This is a genomic window from Marinifilum sp. D737, from assembly GCF_026672275.1.
Lineage (GTDB): Bacteria > Bacteroidota > Bacteroidia > Bacteroidales > Marinifilaceae > Marinifilum.
In genome coordinates, this window is sequence record NZ_JANQCD010000005.1 from 131,016 (window position 1) to 156,371 (window position 25,356).

The 25,356-nt window shown below is 38.4% G+C and carries 19 protein-coding genes; 16 read left to right on the plus strand and 3 right to left on the minus strand.

The genetic code is table 11. From position 1 onward, the window contains the following. The first annotated feature begins 97 nt into the window (after positions 1-97). The 11 genes from NQ163_RS05295 to NQ163_RS05340 all read left to right on the plus strand — a co-directional run bounded on the left by NQ163_RS05295 (position 98) and on the right by NQ163_RS05340 (position 15,217). Positions 98-1,114: a LacI family DNA-binding transcriptional regulator gene (locus tag NQ163_RS05295; RefSeq protein ID WP_268189238.1), complete on the plus strand. Its 1,017-nt coding sequence runs from the start codon at positions 98-100 to the stop codon at positions 1,112-1,114. Positions 1,115-1,609: 495 nt separating this feature from the next. Beyond that, entirely contained in the window at positions 1,610-2,953 is a 1,344-nt protein-coding gene (locus NQ163_RS05300) for an MFS transporter (RefSeq protein ID WP_268189239.1), read from the plus strand. A gap of 22 nt (positions 2,954-2,975) precedes the next feature. Continuing rightward, positions 2,976-3,623, plus strand: coding sequence for a beta-phosphoglucomutase (pgmB, locus tag NQ163_RS05305; RefSeq protein WP_268189240.1), 648 nt, complete (start codon positions 2,976-2,978; stop codon positions 3,621-3,623). Between the two features lie 74 nt (positions 3,624-3,697). Continuing rightward, on the plus strand, positions 3,698-6,010 hold the full coding sequence (locus NQ163_RS05310) for a glycoside hydrolase family 65 protein (RefSeq protein WP_268189241.1): 2,313 nt from the start codon (positions 3,698-3,700) through the stop codon (positions 6,008-6,010). 70 nt (positions 6,011-6,080) lie between these two features. Continuing rightward, positions 6,081-7,943 (plus strand): glycoside hydrolase family 13 protein, encoded by a 1,863-nt coding sequence (locus tag NQ163_RS05315; RefSeq protein WP_268189242.1) that lies wholly within the window; start codon positions 6,081-6,083, stop codon positions 7,941-7,943. A 31-nt stretch (positions 7,944-7,974) separates the two neighbouring features. Further along, a complete protein-coding gene (locus NQ163_RS05320) occupies positions 7,975-10,377 on the plus strand; it encodes a glycoside hydrolase family 31 protein (RefSeq protein WP_268189243.1) in 2,403 nt (800 codons plus the stop codon). Further along, a complete protein-coding gene (locus NQ163_RS05325) occupies positions 10,377-12,029 on the plus strand; it encodes an alpha-amylase family glycosyl hydrolase (protein ID WP_268189244.1) in 1,653 nt (550 codons plus the stop codon). Before NQ163_RS05320 ends, NQ163_RS05325 begins: the two co-directional genes overlap by 1 nt. An 89-nt stretch (positions 12,030-12,118) precedes the next feature. Continuing rightward, positions 12,119-13,480: an alpha-amylase family glycosyl hydrolase gene (locus NQ163_RS05330; protein ID WP_268189245.1), complete on the plus strand. Its 1,362-nt coding sequence runs from the start codon at positions 12,119-12,121 to the stop codon at positions 13,478-13,480. Positions 13,481-13,861: 381 nt separating this feature from the next. Next, positions 13,862-14,428, plus strand: coding sequence for a Crp/Fnr family transcriptional regulator (locus NQ163_RS05335; protein WP_268189246.1), 567 nt, complete (start codon positions 13,862-13,864; stop codon positions 14,426-14,428). Positions 14,429-14,497: 69 nt separating this feature from the next. Beyond that, a complete protein-coding gene (locus tag NQ163_RS20810) occupies positions 14,498-14,731 on the plus strand; it encodes a 4Fe-4S dicluster domain-containing protein (protein WP_442786021.1) in 234 nt (77 codons plus the stop codon). Between the two features lie 3 nt (positions 14,732-14,734). After that, a complete protein-coding gene (locus tag NQ163_RS05340; RefSeq protein WP_268189247.1) occupies positions 14,735-15,217 on the plus strand; it encodes a DUF4405 domain-containing protein in 483 nt (160 codons plus the stop codon). A gap of 310 nt (positions 15,218-15,527) precedes the next feature. Here NQ163_RS05340 and NQ163_RS05345 read toward each other — a convergent pair whose 3' ends face one another. After that, a complete protein-coding gene (locus NQ163_RS05345; protein ID WP_268189248.1) occupies positions 15,528-16,253 on the minus strand; it encodes a LytR/AlgR family response regulator transcription factor in 726 nt (241 codons plus the stop codon). Beyond that, positions 16,253-17,314, minus strand: a complete 1,062-nt coding sequence (locus NQ163_RS05350; protein WP_268189249.1) for a sensor histidine kinase — start codon at positions 17,312-17,314, stop codon at positions 16,253-16,255. Before NQ163_RS05350 ends, NQ163_RS05345 begins: the two co-directional genes overlap by 1 nt. A 452-nt stretch (positions 17,315-17,766) precedes the next feature. On the opposite strand from NQ163_RS05350, the gene NQ163_RS05355 reads away from it, so the two are divergent. The 5 genes from NQ163_RS05355 to NQ163_RS05375 all read left to right on the plus strand — a co-directional run bounded on the left by NQ163_RS05355 (position 17,767) and on the right by NQ163_RS05375 (position 24,504). After that, positions 17,767-20,193, plus strand: coding sequence for a DUF5916 domain-containing protein (locus NQ163_RS05355; protein WP_268189250.1), 2,427 nt, complete (start codon positions 17,767-17,769; stop codon positions 20,191-20,193). Positions 20,194-20,363: 170 nt separating this feature from the next. Further along, positions 20,364-21,227, plus strand: coding sequence for an alpha/beta hydrolase (locus NQ163_RS05360; RefSeq protein WP_268189251.1), 864 nt, complete (start codon positions 20,364-20,366; stop codon positions 21,225-21,227). A gap of 25 nt (positions 21,228-21,252) precedes the next feature. After that, positions 21,253-23,103: a glycoside hydrolase family 13 protein gene (locus NQ163_RS05365; protein WP_268189252.1), complete on the plus strand. Its 1,851-nt coding sequence runs from the start codon at positions 21,253-21,255 to the stop codon at positions 23,101-23,103. A 177-nt stretch (positions 23,104-23,280) separates the two neighbouring features. After that, entirely contained in the window at positions 23,281-23,859 is a 579-nt protein-coding gene (locus tag NQ163_RS05370) for a Crp/Fnr family transcriptional regulator (protein ID WP_268189253.1), read from the plus strand. A gap of 81 nt (positions 23,860-23,940) precedes the next feature. After that, positions 23,941-24,504: a hypothetical protein gene (locus NQ163_RS05375; RefSeq protein ID WP_268189254.1), complete on the plus strand. Its 564-nt coding sequence runs from the start codon at positions 23,941-23,943 to the stop codon at positions 24,502-24,504. A gap of 23 nt (positions 24,505-24,527) precedes the next feature. Here the strand turns inward: NQ163_RS05375 and NQ163_RS05380 are convergent, their stop codons facing one another. Continuing rightward, the gene (locus tag NQ163_RS05380) at positions 24,528-25,310 is read right to left on the minus strand and encodes a slipin family protein (protein WP_268189255.1); all 783 of its coding nucleotides are present in this window, start codon (positions 25,308-25,310) and stop codon (positions 24,528-24,530) included. Between the last annotated feature and the right edge of the window lie 46 nt (positions 25,311-25,356).

The following is a 25,356-nucleotide window of genomic DNA, read 5'->3' on the forward strand; positions in this document are numbered from 1 at the left end:
AAGGTTTCGGTTGGGGTAATTCTAAGGTTTTCTTAATTCTTTGATAATATTAGAGTTGTGCAATCAAACTTATTTATTAAATCTCTATTAAATATATATGAGAAGCGGACAGGTAACGATAAAAGATATTGCAAAAGAATTAGGCATTTCTGCCTCTACTGTATCAAGAGCCTTAAAAGATCATCCTGATATTAGTGCAAAAACCAAGGAAGCTGTAAATGAATTGGCTAAGAAATGGCATTATAAACCGAATGCTGTTGCTCTTAGTTTGCGACATAGCAAATCGAATGTTATTGGGGTTATTATTCCAGAAATTGTTCATCACTTCTTTTCATCCGTAATTAGTGGGATTGAAAAAATTGCACACGAAGCTGGGTATAATGTTATGATGTTCCAATCCAATGAGTCTTATGAAAGGGAATTGGCCAACGTACAGGCTTTGTTGTCAAGTAGGGTAGATGGGGTGTTGGTATCCATGTCAAAGGAAACGAGAAATTTTAGTCATTTTAAAGAGTTACGAAACAATGGAATACCGGTTGTTTTCTTTGATAGAGTTTGCAATGAGATCTCTTCTGATAACGTAATTGTTGATGATTTTGCTGGTGCTTTTACTGCGGTAGAACATCTTATAAATACAGGATGTAAAAGAATCGCTCATTTGTCTGCACCACAACATATGCTTTTGGGGCAAAATCGACAGAAGGGTTATCGACAGGCTTTGCTAAAACACAAACTTCCAATTGATGATGAATTGATTATTAAATGTGATAGTTTTGAGGAAGCATTAGAGAAAACCCCGGATTTATTAAGACTTCCACAACCACCTGATGCTATATTTGCTGTTAATGAACTTACAGCAGCCGGTGCATTATCGGTTGTAAAGAAAACTGGATTTAGGGTTCCGGACGATATATCTATTATAGGATTTACCGATGGTGTTGTTTCACGAACCTCTGATCCTGCTTTAACTACTTTAGAACAGCATGGATATGAGGTTGGCTTAAGAGCAAGTGAATTGCTTGTAGGAAGAATTAAGGAAGGTGAAATGGATTATGAGCCTGTAACCAAAGTTGTAAAGACTAATTTAATCGTTAGGGGATCTACTAAAAATTAATTATCGATATTATAAGATGATAAGGAGTTGAATAAGTTCAACTCTTTTTTTTTGTTTAAAAGTTAGAATGTTGGCTTTTAATTTAATAGATGTAAAAAAAAATAAAAAAATGTTGCAATCGTTTGAAATGGGTTTCTTGGCCTGTTTTTACTGGCTTGTAGAGAGGTCGAGGTACGAAACTTCTTGACAGATTGCATACTTTTCCGTACTTTTGTCCCAGAGGGAAACCTCTTTTCCGACTTTATAAAAATATACTTCCTTATAATATGATCTCATTTCTGGATAATAGAAGGAGATGAATAAGATCAAATCCATTTTTCTAATTGTGATGTAAAAGTTAGTTGGTCTTAAACTGTATTGCACTTGCAATATTGTGGGACATGATTAATTCCTTTTGTTTCTTTTATCCTGGTGTGGTGATATAAGCTGTGATATAAAAAACAGCTTAAATTGAAATCAAACTTCTAAAAAGTAAGAAGAATTAATATCGATCAAATGAAGAAACAACCTCGTTTAAGCTTTTGGCAAATCTGGAACCTGAGCTTTGGATTTTTAGGTGTTCAGTTTGGTTTTGCATTACAAAATGCAAATGCCAGTAGAATATTAACAAGTTTAGGTGCAGATCCACATGAATTATCCTTTTTCTGGTTGGTAGCCCCAATTATGGGATTGGTAGTTCAGCCTGTAGTTGGTGCAGCAAGTGATAAAACGTGGAACCGATTGGGAAGAAGATCTCCATATATTTTGTTTGGAGCAATCGTTTCAATGTTGGCAATGTTCTTAATGCCTAATGCACCAATGTTTGTAAAAGCAGGTGGGGCTTTGGTGTTTGGAGTTGTTATGCTTGCATTAATGGATGGATCTTTTAATGTTACCTTCCAGCCATTTAGAGCATTGGTTGCTGATATGACACCTGAAGAGCAACGAAATGTTGGTTATTCAGTGCAAAGCTTTTTAATTAATGTGGGTGCTGTAATTGGTTCTGCATTGCCTTTTATTATGACTGCTTCAGGAATTTCCAATGAATCGGCAGGAGGCAATGTTGCTCCTTCGGTAATTTGGTCATTTTATATTGGAGGTTCCCTTCTTTTGATTAGTGTGCTGGTTACAGTATTTAAAACAAAGGAATATCCACCAGAAGAATTTGAGGCTTATAATAACATAACAGAAGAAGATAAGGAAACGAAAGAAAGTTTTTGGAGTTTGTTGATGAATATGCCAAAAACAATGAAGCAATTATCAATTGTACAATTGTTTTCGTGGTTTCCATTATTTCTTTTATGGGTTTACTCTACAACTGCAATTTCTCAGCATTATTTCGGTGTTCCTATCGATTTTAATGCAAAAACCGAAACCAATAAGCAAATTTTAAATGCTTTTAACGAAGCAGGGAATTGGGTAGGTATTTGTTTTGCAGTGTACAGTTTGGTAGCGGCATTGTTTTCTATTGTAATGCCTAAGCTAATTAGCTTGACCAGTAGAAAAACAGTTTATGCAGGTGCTTTAGCTATGGGAGGTATCGGTTTTATATCAACCATGATGTTTAGCAACCATTACTTATTATTGATTTCTATGATAGGTGTAGGTATTGCGTGGGCTGGTATTTTGGCTATGCCTTATACCATTTTATCAGGAGTACTTCCAGCTAAACGAATGGGAGTTTATATGGGACTGTTCAACCTTACTGTAGTTGTACCTCAGATTTTAAGTGGTGTATTTGGAGGACCAATACTTCGTACTTTTTTTGGCGGCGATGGAATTTACATTCTGGTTCTAGCCGGTATTATCATGATTTTAGGAGCAATATCTGTATTCTTTGTTAAAGAATCAGATAAATAACAAAAACAATTTATAAAAACTGATGGGAAAGATTAGTGCATGCATCTTCGATTTAGATGGTGTGGTTGTTGATACCGCAAAGTATCATTATATCGCATGGAAGAGTTTAGCAAATGAATTGGGATTCGACTTTACCGAAGAGGATAATGAAAGATTGAAAGGCGTGAGCCGTATGCGATCATTAGATATTCTTTTGGAAATTGGTGGAGTTGAATTGGATGAAAAAACAAAACTGGAACTGGCTGATAAGAAAAACAAAAACTATGTGGAGTACATATTAAAAATGACTCCAGATGAAATACTTCCTGGTGTTAAAGATTTCTTTAATGAACTTAAAGCTAAGGGAATCAAAATTGCTTTAGGTTCAGCTAGTAAAAACGCTATGACCATTTTAAATCAGTTAGAACTTACTGATTATTTCGATGCAGTTGTTGATGGAACACATGTTAGCAATGCAAAACCAGATCCTGAAGTATTTTTAAAAGGGGCTGAGTTGTTAGGTGTTTCACCATCTGAATGTATTGTTTTTGAAGATGCAGAAGCTGGTGTTGAAGCTGCTATAAATGGTAATATGAAATGTGTCGGTATCGGATCACCTGATGTATTGGGAAAAGCAAATATTGTTGTTCCAGGATTCGTGGGTTTTTCAATGACTCAATTAAACTTTTAACGATAAACAATTAACGCTTAGCAGTAATTGTTTGAAAAGTTAACTGCTAATAGCTAATTAAAAGAAAATCAAACATGAATGAGTATTTAAAGCATGATGAGTGGTGTATAATTGAGGAAGGCTTTAATCCTGAAAACCACCGTGCATCTGAAAGTATATTTAGTTTGGGTAATGGAAACATGGGACAAAGAGCCATGTTCGAAGAACATTATTCAGGCGAAACTTTACAAGGAACTTACGTAGCTGGAGTTTACTATCCGGATAAAACCAGAGTAGGATGGTGGAAAAACGGTTATCCTGAATATTTTGCAAAAGTGTTAAATGCGCCAAATTGGATTGGTATCGATGTGAAAATTAATGGTGAAATGCTTGACCTTGCCAAATGTGAAGTGAGTGATTTTGTGCGTACTTTGAACATGAAAGAGGGCGTTTTAGAGCGTAGTTTTGTAGCTACACTTTCTAACGGAAACAAGGTAAAAGTTGAAGCCAAAAGATTTTTAAGTATTGTTACGTCTGAAGTTGGTGCCATTCGTTACTCTGTAACACCATTAAATTTTGATGGGAAGATTGGTTTCACTCCATATGTGGATGCTGATGTTACAAACGAAGATTCAAACTACGACGAACAATTTTGGAATGTTCTGCAGGCTAAGTCAATGAAAGGTGAAGCATACATTACTGCTGCAACTAAAAAACTTGACTTTCATGTTTGTATGAGCATGAAGTATGAGGTGTTAAAGGATGGTCAGAAAGTGGATTTAAATCCTGCTTTAACTGAGGATGCCAAATATGTTGCCAATACAGTAGAAATTGATGCTGAGCAAGATCAAGAGATTTCAATCTATAAATATGCAGCTGTATTAAGCTCATTAAACCACAGTAAAACTGATATTGCATCAGACGCACTTTCTGTAGTAGAGGCTGCTAATGCTAAAGGATATGGTGCACTATTGGAAGAACATGTTAATGCATGGGCTGACAAATGGGATCATAGTGATATTGTTATTGAAGGTGATATTGCTGCTCAGCAAGCCATTCGATTCAATATTTTCCAAATGAATCAAACTTATACAGGTGAAGATGAAAGACTAAATATTGGTCCTAAAGGTTTCACCGGTGAAAAATATGGTGGATCTACCTATTGGGATACTGAAGCTTACTGTGTTCCATTCTATTTGAGTACTTCTAAACCTGAAGTAACTCGAAACCTATTGATCTATCGTCATAAGCAATTACAAAAAGCCATTGAAAATGCAGAGAAACTTGGTTTTACTAATGGTGCTGCATTGTACCCAATGGTAACAATGAATGGTGAAGAGTGTCATAACGAGTGGGAGATTACATTTGAAGAAATCCACCGAAATGGAGCAATTGCTTTTGCCATTTATAACTATATCCGCCACACAGACGATAAAAAATACTTAGAAGAATATGGATTAGATGTGTTGATCGGAATTTCAAGATTCTGGAGTCAGCGTGTATCTTATTCTCAAGCAAAGAAGAAATATGTAATGTTAGGAGTTACAGGTCCTAACGAATACGAAAATAATATCAACAACAACTGGTACACAAATACCATTGCAAACTGGTGTATGAAATATACTCAGGAAGCTATGGCTCATGTGAAAGAAACCAATCCAGCACGTTTCGAAGAAATCTTGAAGAATTTGAACTTCGATTTCGATAAGGAAACTTCTAAATGGAGCGATATTATTGAAAATATGTACTATCCTGTTGATGAGGAAACAGGTGTTTACCTGCAACAAGATGGCTTTATGGATAAAGAGCAAATCCTGGCTGCTGACCTGGATCCAGCAATTCGTCCAATTAACCAGCACTGGTCATGGGATAGAATTTTACGTTCTTGTTTTATCAAGCAAGCAGATGTATTGCAAGGAATCTACTTGTTCGAAGATCAATATGATTTGGAAACAATTCGTAAGAACTATGATTTCTACGAACCAAGAACAGTTCATGAGTCATCATTGTCGCCATGTATTCACTCTATTTTAGCAGCAAAAATTGGCGATGAAGAAAGAGCTTACAATTTGTACCTAAGAACTTCTCGTTTGGATTTGGATGATTACAATAAAGAGGTGCACGAAGGACTTCACATTACAAGTATGGCAGGAACATGGATGTCGATTGTTGAAGGTTTCGGTGGTATGAGAGTTGTAAATGGAAGTTTGGTATTTAACCCAATGCTTCCTAAAGTCTGGAAATCTTACTCATTTAAAGTTCGTTTTAGAGGCAACTTGTTAAATGTAAGAGTTTCTGAAGATGGTGTAGGAGTTATTAATGAAGAAGGGGAAACAATCAATATCTTCGTTAAAGATGATGAATACAAAGTTGAAAAAGAAAGCAGTCTAGTAGTAGAACATGCTTAATTAATAGTTATAGCAATTCAGGATGGTGGTTTATCTGCTGTCCTGAATTTTAATATTAATAACACTCATGATGAGCACTGTGAAAAGAACATTTTTTCTAATTTTATTTTTTTCTTTTTTTAGTCTGACTACCATAGCAGCAACAACTAAAATCGAAAAGCTTGAACCAGAATTCTGGTGGGTAGGAATGGAGAATCCCAATCTGCAATTGTTAATTTATGGTCAGGAAATTGGAGATTATAAGGTAAGATTGGATTATCCAGGTGTTTTTCTGCAATCAGTGCAAAATGTTGAGAATGCAAATTACCTGTTTGTTAATTTACAAATCGATAAATCTGCGAAAGCAGGAAAATTTGATATTACATTTACCAATTCCAAAGGCAAGGAAATTAAATATCAGTATGAACTGAAGGAGAGAAAAGTGAATTCTTCAAACCGCAAAGGTTTTAATTCTTCTGATGTGATTTATTTATTGATGCCAGATCGATTTGCCAATGGAAATCCCGAAAACGATTCAGTTGATGGATTGGCTGAAAAAGCAGATCGAGCCAATTTTGATGGTCGCCATGGTGGCGATATTGAAGGAATCATTAATCAGCTTGACTATTTACAAGATTTAGGAATTACTGCTTTATGGAGTACTCCTTTACTGGAAGATAATGAAGCCAGAGGTTCTTACCACACCTATGCCATTTCGGATTACTACAATGTAGATGCTCGATTTGGAGGAAACGAAGCTTACCTGGAGCTTTCCAAAGAATGTAAAAAAAGAGGCATAAAGCTGATCATGGACATGGTTTTTAACCATTGTGCCAGCGCTCATTGGTGGATGAAAGATTTACCTCAGAAAGACTGGGTACATCTGCACGATGAGTACACCAACTCCAACCACAGAAAATCGACCATCCTGGACCCTTATGCATCGAATATTGATCAGGTTCAATTCTCTGATGGATGGTTTGATCGTAGTATGGCTGATTTAAATCAGAAAAATGAATTGTTGATGACCTACCTGATTCAAAACAGTATTTGGTGGGTAGAATATGCAGACCTGGACGGAATAAGGATGGATACTCATCCCTATAATGATCCTCAGGGAATGTCCAAATGGGGAAAAGCGGTTTTAACTGAATACCCCCATTTGAATATTGTCGGAGAGACATGGTACAAGTCTGCGGCTGATATTGCCTACTGGCAAAAGGATGCATTGAATGCAAATGCTTACAACTCTTACATGCCATGTGTTATGGATTTTCAGTTGTTCTTTTCCTTGGAGAAAGCATTCCTGGAAAAACAGCAGTGGGAGAATGGTTTGGTTCGATTGTATAAGAGTCTTGCTTCAGATTATTTATACAAAGACTTAAGTAATATTCTGATTTTTACAGAAAATCATGATACGGATAGGATCATGTCTACTTTAAAAGGTGATCTTGATAAGTTTAAATTAATCAACACTTTTTTGATGACTACAAGAGGAATACCTCAAATTTATGCCGGTGTGGAAATCTTAATGGAAGGAAAGAAGAGTGATGGTGATGGAAAAATGCGTATCGATTTTCCCGGAGGTTGGGAAGATGACGCAAGAAATGCTTTTACAGCCCAGGGAAGAACTGAAAAGGAAAATGAGGCATTCAATTTTTTACAAAAACTACTTCAGTGGCGAAAAGCTAATTCTGTTATTCATTCGGGCAAACTCAAACATTATATCCCGCAAAATGATGTGTATGTTTATTTCCGATTTAATGATGAGAAAACAGTTATGGTAATCCTAAATAATGGTGATGAAAGTCAGGAGTTGAGTTTGGATCGTTTTTCGGAAAGTATAAAAGAATTTACAAAAGGATATGATATTTTGAGTGAAAAAAACATTCAACTTTTAAATGGAAAATTAAAAGTGAATGGGAACACATCAATGGTATTGGAATTAAAATAGAAAATAGCTTGAGGGCATTTTTAGAAAGAGTATGAGGTTATTACAAGGTTTAAGATTATTTGTTTTTATTGCATTAATTGCAATATCATCTACTGTTTTTGCACAAAATAGTGAGAGACAATTTATTTCATCTCAATTGAATGGTAAGGTTTTAGAAGTTAAAACCAATGATGGAAAATATGAAATTCAATTTTACAATGAAAGTATTGTTGAAACTGCATTTATACCGAATGGAGAAGAAAAAGGTATTTCACATGCTGTTGTGTTGAACCCAAAAGTTGATGGTCTTAGTTTGGTTGAGAAGAATGGTACTTTAGCATACATGTCAAAAGGACTTGCAGTGGAGATATCAAAGTCACCATTTTCGATTCAATACCTATATAAAGGAAAGAATCTGATATCAGAAAAAGAGGGATATACTAAAACTGACAGTACCGAAAATATCGATTTCCAAATTGAAAAAGAGGAAGTGTTATTTGGTGGAGGAGCTCGTGTGTTGGGAATGAACAGACGAGGATATCGTTTGAATCTTTACAATCGTGCACATTACGGATACGGAACTCATTCTGAATTGATGAACTACACCATGCCTGTGGTTATTTCATCAAAGAAATATGCGGTTCATTTCGATAATGCTCCTATCGGACATCTGGATTTAGACAGCAAAAAGACAAATACTTTGCGTTATGAGACTATCAGTGGACGTAAGGTTTATCAGGTAATTGCTGCTGATTCATGGGAAGATTTCACCTATGAGTTTACCAACCTGACGGGAAGACAACCGCTGTTGCCTCGATGGGCTTTGGGTAACTTTTCAAGTCGTTTTGGTTACCATTCTCAGAAGGAGACCATGGAAACCATCGATCAGTTTGTAAAAGATTCCATTCCTGTAGATGCGATTATTCTGGACCTGTTCTGGTTTGGAAAGGAGATGAAAGGAGAAATGGGGAACCTGGCCTTCCATCGCGACTCTTTCCCAAATCCTGAGAAGATGATTTCTGATTTGGATAAAAAGGGAGTGAAGACCATTCTGATTACAGAACCTTTTATCCTGACCACCTCGAAAAGATGGCAGGAAGCTGTGGATAACAAAGTATTGGGAACCGACATGGAGGGGAAACCTTTCACCTTTGACTTCTACTTTGGAAACACAGGATTGGTTGATGTATTTAAACCAGAGGCACAAGAATGGTTCTGGAATATCTATAAAGGTTTGGCCAATATGGGCGTTGGTGGCTGGTGGGGCGACCTTGGAGAGCCTGAAGTACACCCTTCAGCCTTGCAGCATATCAATGGTTCAGCCGATGAAGTACACAATATTTACGGACATTATTGGGCCAAATTGGTCTATGAAGGATACGAGAAGGACCTTTCCAATCAGCGACCTTTTATTTTGATGAGAGCTGGAGCTGTCGGATCTCAAAGATATGGAATGATTCCATGGACCGGAGATGTGAGCCGTAGCTGGGATGGTTTGAAACCTCAAACTGAGATTTCCCTTCAGATGGGGCTACAGGGAATTTCCTATATGCACTCCGACTTGGGAGGATTTGCCGGGGATAACCTGGATGATGAACTCTATACCCGTTGGTTGCAGTATGGCGTATTCCAGCCTATTTATCGTCCGCATGCGCAGGAAGCTGTGCCATCGGAGCCGATATTCAGAGAGCCTAAAACAAAGGCACTAGCCAAGAAATCTATCGAGATGAGATATCAGTTGATGCCATATAACTACACCTTAGCGTTTGAAAACAACCAAACAGGATTGCCATTGATGCGACCTCTGTTTTTTGAAGAGCAGGATAACAAAGCATTGCTGAATGTTTCCGATACCTACATGTGGGGAGATGCATTTCTAGTATCTACCATTACTGATGCAGGAGCCAAGCAAAAAGAGGTGTACTTGCCAAAAGGAAACGTATGGTTCGATTTTGTAAAGGAGAAAAAATATTTCGGTGGATCGTCGTACACGGTTCAGGTTGAAGAGGATCATATTCCAGTATTTGTGCGTGCAGGTTCTTTCATTCCAATGAAAAAGGGAATGCACAATTCAGGTGAATACTCTTTAGAGAATTATGAATTGCACTACTATCATGACTCTTCTGTGAAGACTAGCAAGGGAAAACTTTACAACGATAATGGAGAAACTCCTAAAGCATATGAAAAAGGAGAATATGAGTTGTTGAAGTTTACTTCTGCCCATTCAGGTTCCAAATTAAAATTGGATATTGCAACTGAGAAAGGATCGAACTACACAATTGAAGACAAGAAAGTAAATTGGGTGATTCATAGTATCAAAAAGCAACCTAAGAAGGTGAAGTGGGGAAAGAAAAACCTTGATTTCATCTGGGATAAAAACTCAAGAGTTCTTCAGTTTACTGAAGAGTTACATAAAGGAAAAAATCAATCAATCACTATAAAACTTGCCAAATAATGAAGAATATTGGATTCAGCATTTTAGCAGTATTGTTTCTGTTTTTGTCATCTTGTTCAAAGGTTGAGAAAAAAGCAGAACAGAAAGAGAAACCTTTTGTGTGGGAGGGTGCAAACCTTTACTTCCTGCTGACTGACCGTTTCAATAATGGAACAACAGATAATGATGTCAACTTTGAGAGAGAATTACCAACAGGTAAATTGAGAGGATTCGAGGGGGGAGACATCAAGGGAATCACGCAAAAGATTAAAGAAGGATATTTTACCAAACTGGGTATTAATGCCATATGGTTTACGCCAATCACGGAACAGATTCACGGATCTGTTGATGAGGGAACAGGAAATACCTACGGTTTTCACGGCTACTGGGCCAAGGACTGGACTGCTTTAGATCCTAACTTTGGAACCATGGACGATTTGGCTGAATTGGTTCAAACAGCTCATGCCAATGGAATTCGTATCGTAATGGATGCCGTAATCAACCATACCGGACCAGCTACTGAGAAAGATCCTGCATGGGAAAAGGAATGGGTGCGTGTAGAGCCTACCTGTACTTATAAGAATTACAAAACTACCATTGAGTGTACCTTAACCGATAATCTGCCTGATATCAAAACAGAAAGCACTCAGGAGGTTGGAATTCCAGCCAGCCTGGCACAGAAGTGGAAAGACGAAGGTCGCTACGATCAGGAGATGAAGGAACTGGACGAGTTCTTTGCTCGCACGGGTTATCCTCGTACCCCGAAGTTCTACCTGATTAAGTGGTTGTGCGATTACATTATTCAGTTTGGTATCGACGGTTATAGAGTAGATACAGTAAAACATACCGAAGAATCGGTTTGGGCTGACTTCCGCAAAGAGTGTGAATATGCTTTTGAATTGTGGAAGAAGAACAATCCAGAAAAGGTTCTGGATGATAACAAATTCTACACAGTAGGAGAGGTTTATGGATATAGCATCAGCCACAAGTTTGCCTACGATTTTGGCGACAAAAAGGTGAATTACTATGCCAACGGATTTACCGATTTAATCAACTTCGAATTTAAATACAACGCTCAATCAGCTTATGAAGAGTTGTTTTCGAGATATTCAGATATTCTTCATGGCGATTTAAAAGGATATGGTGTATTGAACTACCTGACCTCACATGATGACGGTACTCCTTTCGATCAGAAAAGAGAAAGAAGTATTGAGTCGGCTACCAAGCTATTGCTTTGCCCGGGAACTTCGCAGGTTTACTATGGCGACGAAACGGCGAGACCTTTGCTTATTGAGGGGACTCAGGGCGATGCTACCTTACGTTCGTTCATGAACTGGGAAGATGTAAAAACAGATGCTAAGGTACAGGCTACATTGAAGCACTGGCAGTTGTTGGGACAGTTCAGAAGAAACCACCCGGCTGTTGGAGCAGGTGTTCACAAAATGATTTCGGAAAATCCATATGTGTTCAGCCGTTCATATACGAAAGGTGATTTTCAGGATCAGGTGATTGTGGCTTTGGATCTTGAAAAAGGAGAAAAAGTACTACCTGTAAAATTTGTTGATGGAACTCACTTGCGTGATGCCTACTCAGGAAAAGAGGTGACGGTGAAGAATGGAAAAGTGACTATCGACACTGAATTTGATATTGTATTGTTGGAAACCACTAACTAAAATACGTTGAGAGAATCCTGTAATAGGGACTCTCAGCATTCTTTATCGAAACAAAATATCACAGATACTAATTGATTAAATTATTAGAAATGAAGCGAATTTATCAGACTGTTTTAAGCTTTTTAGTGCTAGCAGGTATTTTGGTAGGATGCCAAAACAAACCGGCAACTAAAACTGTCAAGGCCGAAAAACCTTTGGAATGGAGTAGAAATGCGAACATTTACGAGGTGAATATTCGTCAGCACACCAAGGAGGGGACTTTCAATGCCTTTGCAGATCACTTGCCACGTTTGAAAGAGATGGGGGTTGATATTCTTTGGTTAATGCCAATTTTTCCTATCTCTGAGAAGAACCGTAAAGGATCATTGGGAAGTTATTATTCTGTGAAAGACTACAGAGCGGTAAGCCCTGAGTATGGAACCATGGAAGACTTCAAAAACCTTGTGAAAAAAGCACATGATTTGGGAATGTATGTGATCCTTGACTGGGTGGCAAACCATACCGGATGGGACAATCACCTAATTACTGAACATGCTGATTGGTATACTCACAATGAGAAAGGTGAGATTGTATCTCCTGTTGAGGATTGGAGCGATACTGCTGATTTGAACTTCGACAATGAGGAGTTGCGCAAATACATGATCGGTTCTTTGAAATTCTGGATTGAGCAGGCCGATGTAGATGGTTACCGTTGCGATATGGCTGCCATGGTACCTACCGATTTCTGGAACAGAGCTCGCAAGGAGTTGGACGCTGTGAAACCCGTATTTATGTTGGCTGAAGCCTGGGAGCCTGAGTTGGTTGAGGAAGCTTTTGATATGGCTTACGGTTGGGATTTCCACCACCTGATGAACCATATTGCCAAGGGAGAAAAGAATGCAAAAGAGATTGATGCATACTTTGCTAAAGTTGATACTTTGTATCCTAAGGATGCATACATCATGAACTTCCTGACCAATCATGATGAGAACTCATGGGCCGGAACCATTAAGGAGAGAATGGGCGATGCAGGAAATACCTTTGCCGTGTTAACCTTCACCATGCCTGGAATGCCTATGCTTTACAGCGGTCAGGAGGCTGGTTTAGATCACCGTTTGAAATTCTTCGAGAAAGATGAAATCAACTGGGACAACAAGGAGTTAATGCCATTCTATACTCAATTAATCAGCCTGAAGAAAAACAACAAGGCATTGAGAAACGGTGCACAGGGCGGACAGTTGGTAAGAATTCCTTCTGATAAGGATGAGGCTGTATATGCTTTTGTTCGTGAAAAAGATGGCGACAAGATTCTTGTGGTATTGAACCTTACAGGAGAAGCACAGGATGTAAACCTGAACTCTGAGCTGTTAGCCGGAGAATATAAAGAGTACTTTACCAACGAAGCAGCCAAGTTTGCTGCCAAAGAGAAAATGTCTCTAAAGGCATGGGAATACAAAGTATTCGTTAAGTAGTATTAAGTTTCCGATTGATTCGGAAAACCGATATCCCAAGGAAAAGCCGCTCATCGAGTGGCTTTTCTGTTTTTATACCATAGCATGAAGTCCAAAACTGGCCACTTTTACAAAACTTACTCTCAATTATTTTGCTTACATAAAGAAATGGAAACATTTGAAATGCCGTAATAAAATTATTACGTTTACAATTCTTTGGAAGTAGGATGAAATGAACATGTAAATTTTAATTGAAGAGATGCTTTTGCTAGTGTATCATTTTATTGAGTTCTATTTGTAAAATAGAACCACATGAATGGACTCATGCGATATTGGAGGACAGAACTATAAACAACAGACTTGCTGCACTTAGGGGAGTGATTGGTTAAACACAAAAATTCTATGACATTTTTAGATTTGGTACTGAACTCGATTAAGGAGGATGAGAAAAGTTGGAATAAGTTTAGGAGCGCAATTTCTGAAAGAGAAATTAAATCTAAAACTGTTTTGCTAAACGAAGGGGATATAGCTAATTGTATTCACTTTATAAAAAAGGGATGTTTGCGTCAAGGGTTCAACAAAGATGGAAAAGATATCACTTTTCAATTCTTTTTTGAAGATCAGGCAGTGGCATCAATTGATAGTTTTATTAATGGCACACCAAGTCTTTTTTCAATAGAAAGTATTGAAGCATCTTCAATCCTGTCAATAAAAAAAGATGACTTTGATGAAATACTTCAAGCTTATCCTAAATTAAAGGAAGCTTTTCAATCATTAATATTTCAACGATTTAGAAACTATACTCGCTTATTCTTATCGAGGATAAAAGATACTCCAAGAGAGCGTTATGAAGATTTAGTTACAAACCATCCGGAAATAGTTAAAAGAATTCCTCAACATTACATTGCTTCATATTTGGGCATCACAGCAATTTCACTTAGCAGAATAAGAAACAGAAAGAAAACCTGATTTCTTAACAATTGTTATCGTTGAAAAAAACTTCAAGGTGCATTTTTGCATAAATCAACGATAACAATTATGAAACAAAAAGTAAAAAGTTCAAGACAGCCCTTGAGCGAAAATATCCAAATCGATTCAAAAAAATGTAAAGCATGTTGGATGTGCATTGAAGTATGCCCAAATAATGTGCTTGGCAAAATAAATATCCTTTGGCACAAACATGCAAAAATAGTGAATCAAGCTAACTGCATAGGATGTTTAAAATGCCTAAAAGTTTGTGGTTTTAATGCTGTTTTACATCTAAAAAACTAAGGTATGAGTAAAGGGATTTTAAATTTATCGGTAAATATTGGATTGCTTATTTCTAGTTTGGTTGCGGTGTTTTCTGGTTTACTAATTCAGTTTTATTATCATGTAGGAGATCAGGATTTTACAAGTGTTGTTTTAGGATTTAAACATTTTGGATGGTTGCAAGTGCATAAAATATCAAGTATTTTATTTTCTGTTTTTATGCTGCACCATATTGTTACACTCCAAAAATGGTATAAAGTGGTTATCAAGAAAAAGCTTTATTCAAAACACAGGCAGGTAATAATCTTTTCGGTTATCAGTGTTCTGGTTACAATAACAGGTTTCATCCCATGGTTTATTAGTACAATAAGTGACGAAAGCACTTTAGGTTTCATTCTTATTGAAATGCATGATAAAATTGGATTGATATTCGTACTGTATGTTTTGTTGCACATTTTTAATAGGTTGAATTGGTTTACAACTAGTTTTAACAATTTAAGAATATAGATACTGTACTCTTGATAGCCCCCAAGCTGACTCAAATCACAGGCTTGTGGCTAAAACTTAAAATATATTAGCCCAGCCAAATTATAAAAAGTGCCGGGCTTAATTCATTTACTGCTGAACCAACTCATGTATTGCTACATTAGTATTGTGACAGAAGCACACCATTAAAAGTATAGTAGTGCTATAGATTATGCCGATGGGAAAGGATGAATTGATAGTGGATTGGTATAGCCACAAGTCACAGACTTGCGGCAGTTAGAGGGAAAACTGATCGTCGTCACTGACATTGGATTCGAATTTTGTATCAAGTTTACTTGATGGAATTCTGGTCGAGCACATCCATTACCATATTTTTGTAGTTGCGACCAATGGGAAGCTGCTTGTTTCCTATCTCTATATTTGCTGAGGAGTAACTGCTAAGCTTGTTGATGGCCACAATAAAGGATCGGTGAATGCGCAGAAAATTCATTTCGGGCAATTTCTCTTCAATATTGCTGATGGTATTCAGGGTGACCACCTCGTTGCCGTTTTCAAGGTAAATGGAAACATAGTTCCTGTGACTTTCGATGTAGAGGATTTCATGCAGAAACACCTTCACCATCCTCTTTTCCGATTTCACGAATATAAAAGGCTGCTCGCTAAGCGTACTTTCCTGTTTTTCGGCAATATGATACTGGTGCTTCTTCAATTTAAAATATCGGTTTACCGCGTTAATGAATCGTTCGAAAGGGATGGGCTTAATCAGGTAGTCCAGGGCTTCCAGTTCAAATCCTTCCAGGGCAAAATCGGAGTAGGCAGTAGTGAAAATTACCGTAGGCGGGTTCGACAGGTTCCTAAGAAGCTGAATGCCCGTTAATCCCGGCATCTGTATGTCCAGAAACAGGAGATCGATTTGCTTGCTGTTTAGAATAGACAGAGCTTCCACGGCACTTTTGCATTTGCCTTCCAACTGCAAATAATCAATGCGATTGATGTACTCTTCAATAACATCAAGAGCCAAATCTTCATCATCAACAATTAAGCACTTTACCTTCATTACAGTTCTAAATTTAAGTGAACACAATAGGATTCCTCCGTTACCTCGATTTTTAATTCATGACGCTCGGGGTAGATTAATGATAACCTTCTTTTTACATTTTGCAAGCCAATGCCTCCCACCATAGAGTCCTGGTTGGAGCTTGATGAGGGCAGGCTGTTTTCAATTTTTAAAATCAGGCTGTTTTGCTTTATCCCCAATTCAATGGTAATCCAGGCGGTGCCATCGAAACCTTTGGTGCTGTGTTTGCATGCATTCTCAATAAAAGGAAGAATCAACATGGGTGCAACGCGGTTGCCTCCCAAATCACCCCAAATGTTCAGGCTAAGATCAATTCTATTGCCATATCTGATTTTTTCTAAATCGAGATAGCTTTTAATGCTGTTGATTTCCTTTTGCAAATCTACCCTGGCCGAATTGGTTTCATAGAGCATGTACCGCAGCAGGTCCGATAGTTTCAGCACCACATCAAGCGATTGGTCCGACTTTTTAAGGATCAAAGAATACAGGCTGTTTAGGGTGTTGAAAAGAAAATGAGGTTGAACCTGATTTTTCAGAAAGGACAGCTCAGCTTCCAACTTCTCCTTGGCCAGGATCTGCTCGTTTTGTTGCACTTTCCCGATGTATTCCATCAGCTTTACCGTCATGGGAAGGGCTAGTACTGCTCCCAGGTTAACGGCACTTCTAACCAATTGCGAGAAGGAAAAAGTAGGTGCTTTCTCCCACATGGGAAAAAAGTAATCGATAATAAACAGGTTGTCGGTAATCCTTTGCAGGGACGCCGAGATGGCAATTAACAGGATAAAAAAGAAAAGAAACTGCCAGATTTTTCCCTTGTACAGAAAGGTCGGATACAAGAAATAAATAACCGAATAAACCAGTAATATCTTTACAGGCAGGTTGACCAGTTCCACATAGATGGTCTTCAAATAGTTTGCATCGTAACTTCCCCAGGCATAGGCAAAGAACAAGATGAACACCATCCAGAAGGTTAGGTGTTGCACCCAGCTATTATTTATAACTCTGGCCAGTATACTGTTTTCTTTAGCAATGATTTGCATAATCGATAGGCTGAAATTCTCTTATACCATTTATAAAATCAAATCTTCCAGGTATAATGCCGATAGATATTTGATATTCAATATCAAGTTTGTGCAGATAGAGGATAAATCAAATAATAATCGGTATAAATTACATATGTAAGGGAATTTATATCCATTTGCAAGTATTTTAATCTGCAATTGGCTTTGGCAGGACAGAAAACCGTTTTCCATGGACAAAAAGCCGATGTGGAAATATTTGTTTGCCATGACGGGATATTTTGCAGAGTGTAGCTGTTATCCTGCCGTCGGTCAATTTTATTAGTAGCTCTTATTTGGTGATTATAATTTGGCCGAAAAGATTACTAACTGTTCATGTATTCATTTTCACTTTATCTTCTGAAGATGTGATTTTTCAGGAGAATGGAAATCATAAAAAAATGAATGCATAAGCTCTGATTATTTGTTTTGATATGTACCTAAAGCGGATTGTTTTACTAATACACCTTCTATGTGTCCTTTTTTTTGCAGAGGCACAAACCATTCGAAAAACTTTTGTGACGGCTCGTTGCGAACAGGCTCCCCGAATAGATGCCCATTTAAACGATGAAGCTTGGAAACATGCTCCCTTTGTGGAGGATTTTATTCAGCAAAGTCCTGTGAACGGAGGAAAGCCCAGTGAGCGCAGCCGTGTAAAAGTGCTTTACGATGACAATGCTCTCTATGTGGGCGCCATCCTCTATGATTCAGCCCCCGACAGCATACTTACCGAATACGGGCCTCGCGATTCTGGCGATCAGCTCAATGCCGATTTGTTTTCCATTGAGATTAATCCCTGGAATGACGGGCGCACAGCAATGGAATTCATGGTTTCTGCTTCGGGCATTCAGATGGACTCAAACAATACCATTTCGGCGATGAATAAAAGCTGGAATGCCGTTTGGGACAGCCACATCAGAATTACTGAAGAAGGATGGATTGTGGAGATGCGAATTCCCTACTCGGCTCTACGTTTTCCCAAAACAGAAGTGCAGGTGTGGGAAATGAATTTCTTTCGCCTGATTAAAAGGAAGAATGAAGGCATCACCTGGAATTTTGTAGACAAAGACATTGTGGGATGGCTGAACCAGGCAGGAGAACTGCATGGAATCAAAGGAGTGGAACCCAAAATGAGGCTTTCCTTCAGCCCCTACGTATCGTCCTATGTAAGCAGAAATAGTGATACGCACGAGAATTCATGGTCGGTAAAAGGGGGAATGGATGTGAAGTACGGGATCAACGAAAGTTTTACACTCGACATGATGTTGATTCCTGACTTTGGACAGGTACAATCCGACGATCAGGAGCTGAACCTTACACCTTTCGAAACCTTCTACGACGAGAAACGCTCTTTCTTTACCGAGGGAACCGAAATCTTTAATAAGGGCGATATCTTTTATTCCCGTCGTTTGGGAGGAGAGCCTGTCAAGCGAGGAAAGGTTGCAGAATCATTGGAAGAGCATGAGGTGATCACGGAAAATCCCAATGATACACGTTTGATTAACGCCGTAAAATTATCGGGAAGAACCAACAAAGGGCTGGGAATTGGCTTTATCAATGCCGTGAACTCAAAGACCTATGCACACATTAAGGATACGCTCAAGCAAACCACCAGAAACTACCTAACTCAGGGAGTTGCCAACTACAACATGATTGTATTGGATCAGTCCCTGGGCAATCAGTCCTATGTGAGTTTTGCCAATACGCACATGATTCACCCTCACGATGATTACAGATCGATGGTGAGTGCCACAGAGTTTAAGCTTACCAATCCATCGGGGAGTTATGCCGTTTCGGGGAATGCAGCTCTAAGTCAGAACAAAGAGTTGGGATCAAGTAATAACGGCCTCCGTTACAAGGTACAATTGTCGCGCATCAAGGGGAAGTTTCAGTTCGACCTGATTCATTCGGCAATCGATCATCGTTTCGATCCCAATGCCATGGGATATCTCGAAAAGAATAATGAACAAAGCAATGTGGCAGTCTTTAAGTACAACAATTACAAACCTTTTGGCAATATCAATGAGTTTACCAACCAGATGAGTATTACCCACAACAGTTTGTATCATCCCAATCGTTTTTCGAAGTTGGAGATCTACTGGCAAAGCAGGTTGGTGTTTCAAAACTATTCAGCACTGGCATTGGAGTGGAGTTTGACCCCTGTTCCCAAATACGATTTTTACGAGCCACGTGTGGAGGGTAGAAAGTATAAAGAGCCTACCGATTACTGGCTTCGTTTGACACATGATACCGACCACCGAAAGGCTTTGGCCCTGAACACGCGAGTGGCATTTTGGAAGGGAAGAACCTTTGGGAAAGCCAGCTATTGGTTAGAGCTGACTCCTCAGCTACGAATCAGCGACAAGCTGTTGCTGAAACACCATTTCTATTATGAACAGAACAAGAACAGTCTGGGCTTTGCCAGTTACCAGCAGGAAACGGGGAATGTTTATTTCGTGAACCGCGATATCAATACACTTGCCAACACTTTTGAGGCCAGGTGGATATTCAATCAAAAGTCGTCCTTGAGTTTAAGGGCGCGACATTATTGGTCGGAAGTGGAATACAAAGAGAGTTATTTGTTGGAGAGCGATGGTTCCATGGGCGATCAGTCGGAGTATGAGAATCACAACCATATCAATTACAATGCCCTGAATGTAGATATGATTTACACCTGGGAGTTTGCTCCGGGAAGTGAATTATCGCTGGCTTGGAAGAACAATGTGCAGGCCAACGATTCCCGAATCGATAGGAATTACTGGGAGAACTTCTCAAATATGCTTGGCAAGAATCAAATCAACAGTCTTTCGCTACGCTTGAGATACTATATCGATTATCACAAATTGAAGAAGGTTTTGTAGCCCAAATGCTACAAGTGTCGTTTTATGAGTACAAAATGCAGAATAATGAGGACATATGACTTTGGACAAAATGCTGTGTTATATATACTTTTGAAAGTGTTGTTTACGAAATTAATTTGTTTCATACCCGGATGCTTTGTTACTTGAACATTGAATTCAAAAAGATAATCATGAGAAATATAATTTTACTATGTCTTGTATCCTTTGCTTTCGTTGCAAAATCGCAAAATATGAATGAACAGGTTACCGGTATTCACAAGTATCTCGATTTTAAATCCAAGCATGTTAGTGCCCGAACCATTGAAGTTTTGCTTCCGCCAAATTATGATGAGAACAAGAAATATCCGGTTCTTTACATGCATGACGGGCAAATGCTTTTCGATGCTTCAATAACCTGGAACCAACAGGAATGGGGCGTTGATGAGGTGGTTTACGGATTGATTGATGCGAATATAATCAGACCGGTAATTGTTGTTGGCGTTTGGTTTGGTGACAGGTATGCAGAATACATGCCCAACAAGCCTAAGAATGAAATTCAGAAAGTTAAGCGAACAGACAAATTCAAAGGTGAAATCGTTTCTGATCAATATTTGAAGTTCCTGGTAGAGGAGCTGAAGCCTTTCATCGATGAAAAGTACAATACTCTAAAAGGAGTTGAAGATACCTTTATTTTGGGTTCGAGCATGGGAGGATTAATTAGTTGTTATGCCATCTCGGAATATCCGGATGTGTTTGGTGGTGCAGCTTGTATGTCAACTCATTGGCCTGCTCTCGATGGTGTTTTTCTGGGATATGTGGAGAAGAATTTACCGGATCCGAAATCTCATAAAATCTACTTCGATTATGGTACTGAAACCCTGGATTCTCTTTATCAGCCTTACCAGCAAAAAGTGGACCTGATGATGAAAAAGAAAGGATTCAGAAAGAATCAAAACTGGATGACCAGAAAGTTCGAGGGAGCCAAACACGATGAAAATGCCTGGAGAGACAGGTTGCATATTCCATTGGAGTTTATGCTTGGGAAGAAAGAATAATGTAAAACATCAAATTTATATAGATATGAAAAGAATACTATTGGCTCTAATCACAGTATTGTTTTTAGGGAACATTGCAGAGGCTGCAAAATACAAGATTGATCACCTGGAACCTGCATTTTGGTGGGCAGGGATGAAAAATCCTAAACTTCAGCTTTTGGTGCATGGGGAAAATATTGCAGACCTTAAACCTGAACTAAGTTACGAAGGAGTAAGTATCTCAAAGGTTAGCTTTGTGGAAAATCCAAACTATTTGTTCGTAGACCTTAACTTGAGTGAAGAGGTTAAAGCAGGAAGTTTTGATATCCTTTTCAAAAAAGGCAAGAAGACTGTTTTGAAATACAACTACCAGTTGTTGCAACGCAAGGAAGGCTCAGCAGAACGAGCAAGTTTTACTCCTGCCGATGTAATGTATCTGATAACCCCTGACCGATTTGCCAATGGAAATCCTGATAATGATAATGTGAAGGGCTTAAGTGAGCAAGCTGACAGAAGCAACTCCAATGGTCGTCATGGTGGCGATATCCAGGGGATGATTGATCATTTGGATTACATCTCAGATATGGGCTTTACTGCCATCTGGATCAACCCTTTATTGGAAAACAACCAGCCTGAATATTCATATCATGGTTATTCAACTACCGATTACTACAAGATTGACGGACGTTACGGAACCAACGAAGAGTATCGCAAGCTGTCGCAATTGGGAAAAGAAAAAGGAGTTGGCATCATTATGGATGTGATTTTGAACCACTGTGGATCGGAACATTGGTGGATGAAAGATGTACCTTCAAAAGACTGGATCAATAACGGAGGAGAATTTACCAGCTGTTCTCACAAGCGAACTACTGTTCAGGACAGATATGCATCAAAGGAGGACTTGAAACAATTTGCCGATGGTTGGTTTGTGCAAACTATGCCTGATTTGAATCAGCGTAATGAATTCATGGCAACCTACCTGATTCAAAATTCAATTTGGTGGGTTGAGTATGCCGAGCTTTACGGTATTCGTGTAGATACCTATCCATATTCCGATGCAGCTTTTTTAAGTGAGTGGACTGAAAGATTATTGGAAGAATATCCAAACTTGAACATCGTAGGTGAGGAGTGGAGTACCAATCCGGCAATTGTTTCGTACTGGCAAAAAGGAAAAGTAAATCACGATGGTTATGTGTCGAACTTGCCAAGTTTAATGGATTTCCCGTTGCAGAATGCCCTTAAGGAAGGTTTGGTACAGGAAGATACCTGGGGAACAGGTCTGATTAAGTTGTACGAAATGTTGTCGAATGACTTCTTGTATGCCGATCCGGATAATCTTGTAATTTTCCCTGACAATCATGATATGGCTCGAATTTTTGATCAAGTAGAGAGAGATTACGATTTGTATAAAATGGCAATGGTATATACACTTACCATGCGTGGAATACCTCAAATTTATTATGGAACTGAAATTTTAGCCAAGAGTGACGCAGGAGGTGATCATGGAAAGCTACGTACTGATTTTCCAGGCGGTTGGAAAGGCGATAAGGTAAATGCTTTTACTGGCGAAGGTTTGAGTGCTAAAGAGAAGGATGCGCAAGACTTCATGAAAAAATTGATGAATTGGAGAAAGAACAATGAAATCATTCACAAAGGGAAGTTAATGCATTTTGCACCTGAGAATGGCGTGTATACGTATTTTAGATATTCCAATGAGGGAAAAGTGATGGTAATCCTGAATAAGAGCAAGGAAAAAGCACATTTGTTTACCGACAGATTTCATGAGATGATCAACAAAGAATCGAAAGCAAAAGATATTTTTACAGGAAAGTCTTTTGAGCTGAAGGATGGCATTGACCTGCCGGCTCGCTCAGTAATGATTTTGGAGATAAATTAGAAATAGAAGTTAGAATGAAAAGAATCCCCTGACATGAATTTGTTAGGGGATTTTTTTGATTGTGGTATTAAATTCCTTTCTTTAATTGAATTGCCGCTGAGGTAGAGGTAAACGGTAAAAAAATCATTCTCAGGACAGATTATTTTGCCTGATGATGTAATCTAAGAATATAAAAAAATGAGCCTGAAAAAAGATTTTCATGATTATTTAAGTCGATTTGTAAATTTAAAGGAAGAAGAAATTTCTGCATTTTACAGAAAAGCCACCATTCGAAAATTGAAGAAGAGAGAGCATTTTGTAAAAGCCGGTGAGCATTGTAGTAATGTACTCTTTACCAATAGTGGCTACTTACGGTTTTATCATTTAAGTGAGAATGGAAATGAAATTACCAGTGACTTTTATTTTGCACCTAGCTTTATCACATCGTACACAAGTTTTATTACAAAATCTCAATCCCTTGTAAGTGTTCAGGCAATGCAGGATATGGAAGTGTTGGAATTTAGCAGGGAAGATATTTACAAGCTATATGCAAAGTACAGCACTGTGCAGACCATAGGCCGCATGATTGCCGAACAGGTTGCCATAAATTCCGAAAGGCATCTTTTTCTTTTGCTTGGCCAATCAGCAGAAACACGGTACAAGGAATTAATGGAGAAATATCCACAACATATACAATCCATACCTTTGCAGTATATTGCTTCATATCTTGGAATTACCAAAGAGTCATTAAGTCGCATCAGAAAATCCATTCATTGATTTTTTTAACAATTGTCAAATATATTCGATTTTGATCGCGCTAGTTTTGCATTCAATATGTAAATGGTAAAACTTACGATGATGAAACGAATTGCTTTATTTATTGGCTTATTATTGGCAGTGGGTGCATTAAATCAATTGGCTGCTCAAAAAACTTCTTCACAAACCAAATGTACCATTGGTACCGAACTGGATTTATTTCCCTATGTTTCGAACGGTTATTATGCCTCTGCATGGCTTGGTTTGGATGATCAGCAAGTGCGCTTTAGGTCTATTTTGGCAAAATCGGATTTGCCGGATTTCATGCTTGATGATGAGTTCAATCGCAATACCCTGAAGGCTTATGCTGTAGTTGTCGACTACTTTTTTAAACCAAATTACAAAGGAGTCTGGCTTGGAAGTGGATTTGAATACTGGGATGGAGAGCTTGAAGATCAGTTAAAAAATAAATCGGGATACCATGCCTGGGTATACACATTAGGTGCAGGTTACGTAATGAAAATTTGGGATAACCTGTATGTCAATCCATGGATAGCTGGTCATCTTCGAATTGCAGGCAGCAAGGAAGTTCGGGTGGGAAATGAATTGTACAAGCCAGATCGGTTCACACCTGAAATATCTATAAAGTTAGGCTATCATTTTTAAAGAAGGGGAGAATGATACTCTCCCTACTTCTTATCCTTTTTTCCTTTTTCTTCCTTCGAATCTGTTTTTAGCTTTTTGGTATTCCTTGGCAATACTTCCTCAGGGAATGGGAACAGAATGGTGGAATTCTTCTCAGATGCAATATTAGCAAGGGTTTGATAAAGTCTAAGTTTGATTGCCGATGGCGATTTGTCTATCATTTTACCAGCCGATAAAAGGTTTTGGGCAGCTTCCTCTTCGGCCAGGGCAAGAATAACACGAGCTCTGCGCGAACGTTCTGCTTCGGCCTGATTGGCCATCATACGGCGCATGTTTTCTGGCAACTGAATGTCTTTAATCTTTACATCAATAATGATGATTCCCCATTCCTGGGTTTCCTTTTCAACAATGGTTTTGATGTTTTTGCCCATCTCTTCCCTTTTGGATAGGATGGTATCCAGTTCCACCTTACCGCAAACATCGCGCAAAGCAGCCTGAGCCAATTGCATAATGGCAAATTTGTATTCTTCCACTTCCAGAACCGCCTTCTCGGGATCATCAATTTTAAAGAAAACCACTCCATCGATGCTACAAGGAACATTATCCTCGGTCATTACTTCCTGCGAATCGATATTGATGGTAATTACACGTATGTCAACAATATTAACCGTTTCTACAATAGGAATGATCCATCGGAATCCTGGATTAAGGATTTTAATGTACTTTCCGAATCGGAATTTTAATGCTCTTTTGTATTCGAAAATAATTCTGATGCCTGCAAAAAAGAATACTACAACTGCCGAAAATAAAATAAGTAAAATGTCCATGAGAAATGTTTTTAAAGTTGAATGGGTGAGTAGAACTAAGGTTCAG

Excerpts from the sequence above, each read along its gene's own strand:
- NQ163_RS05330 (WP_268189245.1), top strand. The coding sequence starts at position 12,119 with ATGAAGCGAATTTATCAGACTGTTTTAAGCTTTTTAGTGCTAGCAGGT.
- NQ163_RS05335 (WP_268189246.1), top strand. The coding sequence starts at position 13,862 with ATGACATTTTTAGATTTGGTACTGAACTCGATTAAGGAGGATGAGAAA.
- NQ163_RS05325 (WP_268189244.1), top strand. The coding sequence starts at position 10,377 with ATGAAGAATATTGGATTCAGCATTTTAGCAGTATTGTTTCTGTTTTTG.
- NQ163_RS05295 (WP_268189238.1), top strand. The coding sequence starts at position 98 with ATGAGAAGCGGACAGGTAACGATAAAAGATATTGCAAAAGAATTAGGC.
- NQ163_RS05340 (WP_268189247.1), top strand. The coding sequence starts at position 14,735 with ATGAGTAAAGGGATTTTAAATTTATCGGTAAATATTGGATTGCTTATT.
- NQ163_RS05360 (WP_268189251.1), top strand. The coding sequence starts at position 20,364 with ATGAGAAATATAATTTTACTATGTCTTGTATCCTTTGCTTTCGTTGCA.
- NQ163_RS05310 (WP_268189241.1), top strand. The coding sequence starts at position 3,698 with ATGAATGAGTATTTAAAGCATGATGAGTGGTGTATAATTGAGGAAGGC.
- NQ163_RS05380 (WP_268189255.1), bottom strand. The coding sequence starts at position 25,310 with ATGGACATTTTACTTATTTTATTTTCGGCAGTTGTAGTATTCTTTTTT.
- NQ163_RS05315 (WP_268189242.1), top strand. The coding sequence starts at position 6,081 with ATGAGCACTGTGAAAAGAACATTTTTTCTAATTTTATTTTTTTCTTTT.
- NQ163_RS05300 (WP_268189239.1), top strand. The coding sequence starts at position 1,610 with ATGAAGAAACAACCTCGTTTAAGCTTTTGGCAAATCTGGAACCTGAGC.
- NQ163_RS05355 (WP_268189250.1), top strand. The coding sequence starts at position 17,767 with ATGTACCTAAAGCGGATTGTTTTACTAATACACCTTCTATGTGTCCTT.
- NQ163_RS05370 (WP_268189253.1), top strand. The coding sequence starts at position 23,281 with ATGAGCCTGAAAAAAGATTTTCATGATTATTTAAGTCGATTTGTAAAT.
- pgmB (WP_268189240.1), top strand. The coding sequence starts at position 2,976 with ATGGGAAAGATTAGTGCATGCATCTTCGATTTAGATGGTGTGGTTGTT.
- NQ163_RS05365 (WP_268189252.1), top strand. The coding sequence starts at position 21,253 with ATGAAAAGAATACTATTGGCTCTAATCACAGTATTGTTTTTAGGGAAC.
- NQ163_RS05320 (WP_268189243.1), top strand. The coding sequence starts at position 7,975 with ATGAGGTTATTACAAGGTTTAAGATTATTTGTTTTTATTGCATTAATT.
- NQ163_RS20810 (WP_442786021.1), top strand. The coding sequence starts at position 14,498 with ATGAAACAAAAAGTAAAAAGTTCAAGACAGCCCTTGAGCGAAAATATC.
- NQ163_RS05350 (WP_268189249.1), bottom strand. The coding sequence starts at position 17,314 with ATGCAAATCATTGCTAAAGAAAACAGTATACTGGCCAGAGTTATAAAT.
- NQ163_RS05345 (WP_268189248.1), bottom strand. The coding sequence starts at position 16,253 with ATGAAGGTAAAGTGCTTAATTGTTGATGATGAAGATTTGGCTCTTGAT.
- NQ163_RS05375 (WP_268189254.1), top strand. The coding sequence starts at position 23,941 with ATGAAACGAATTGCTTTATTTATTGGCTTATTATTGGCAGTGGGTGCA.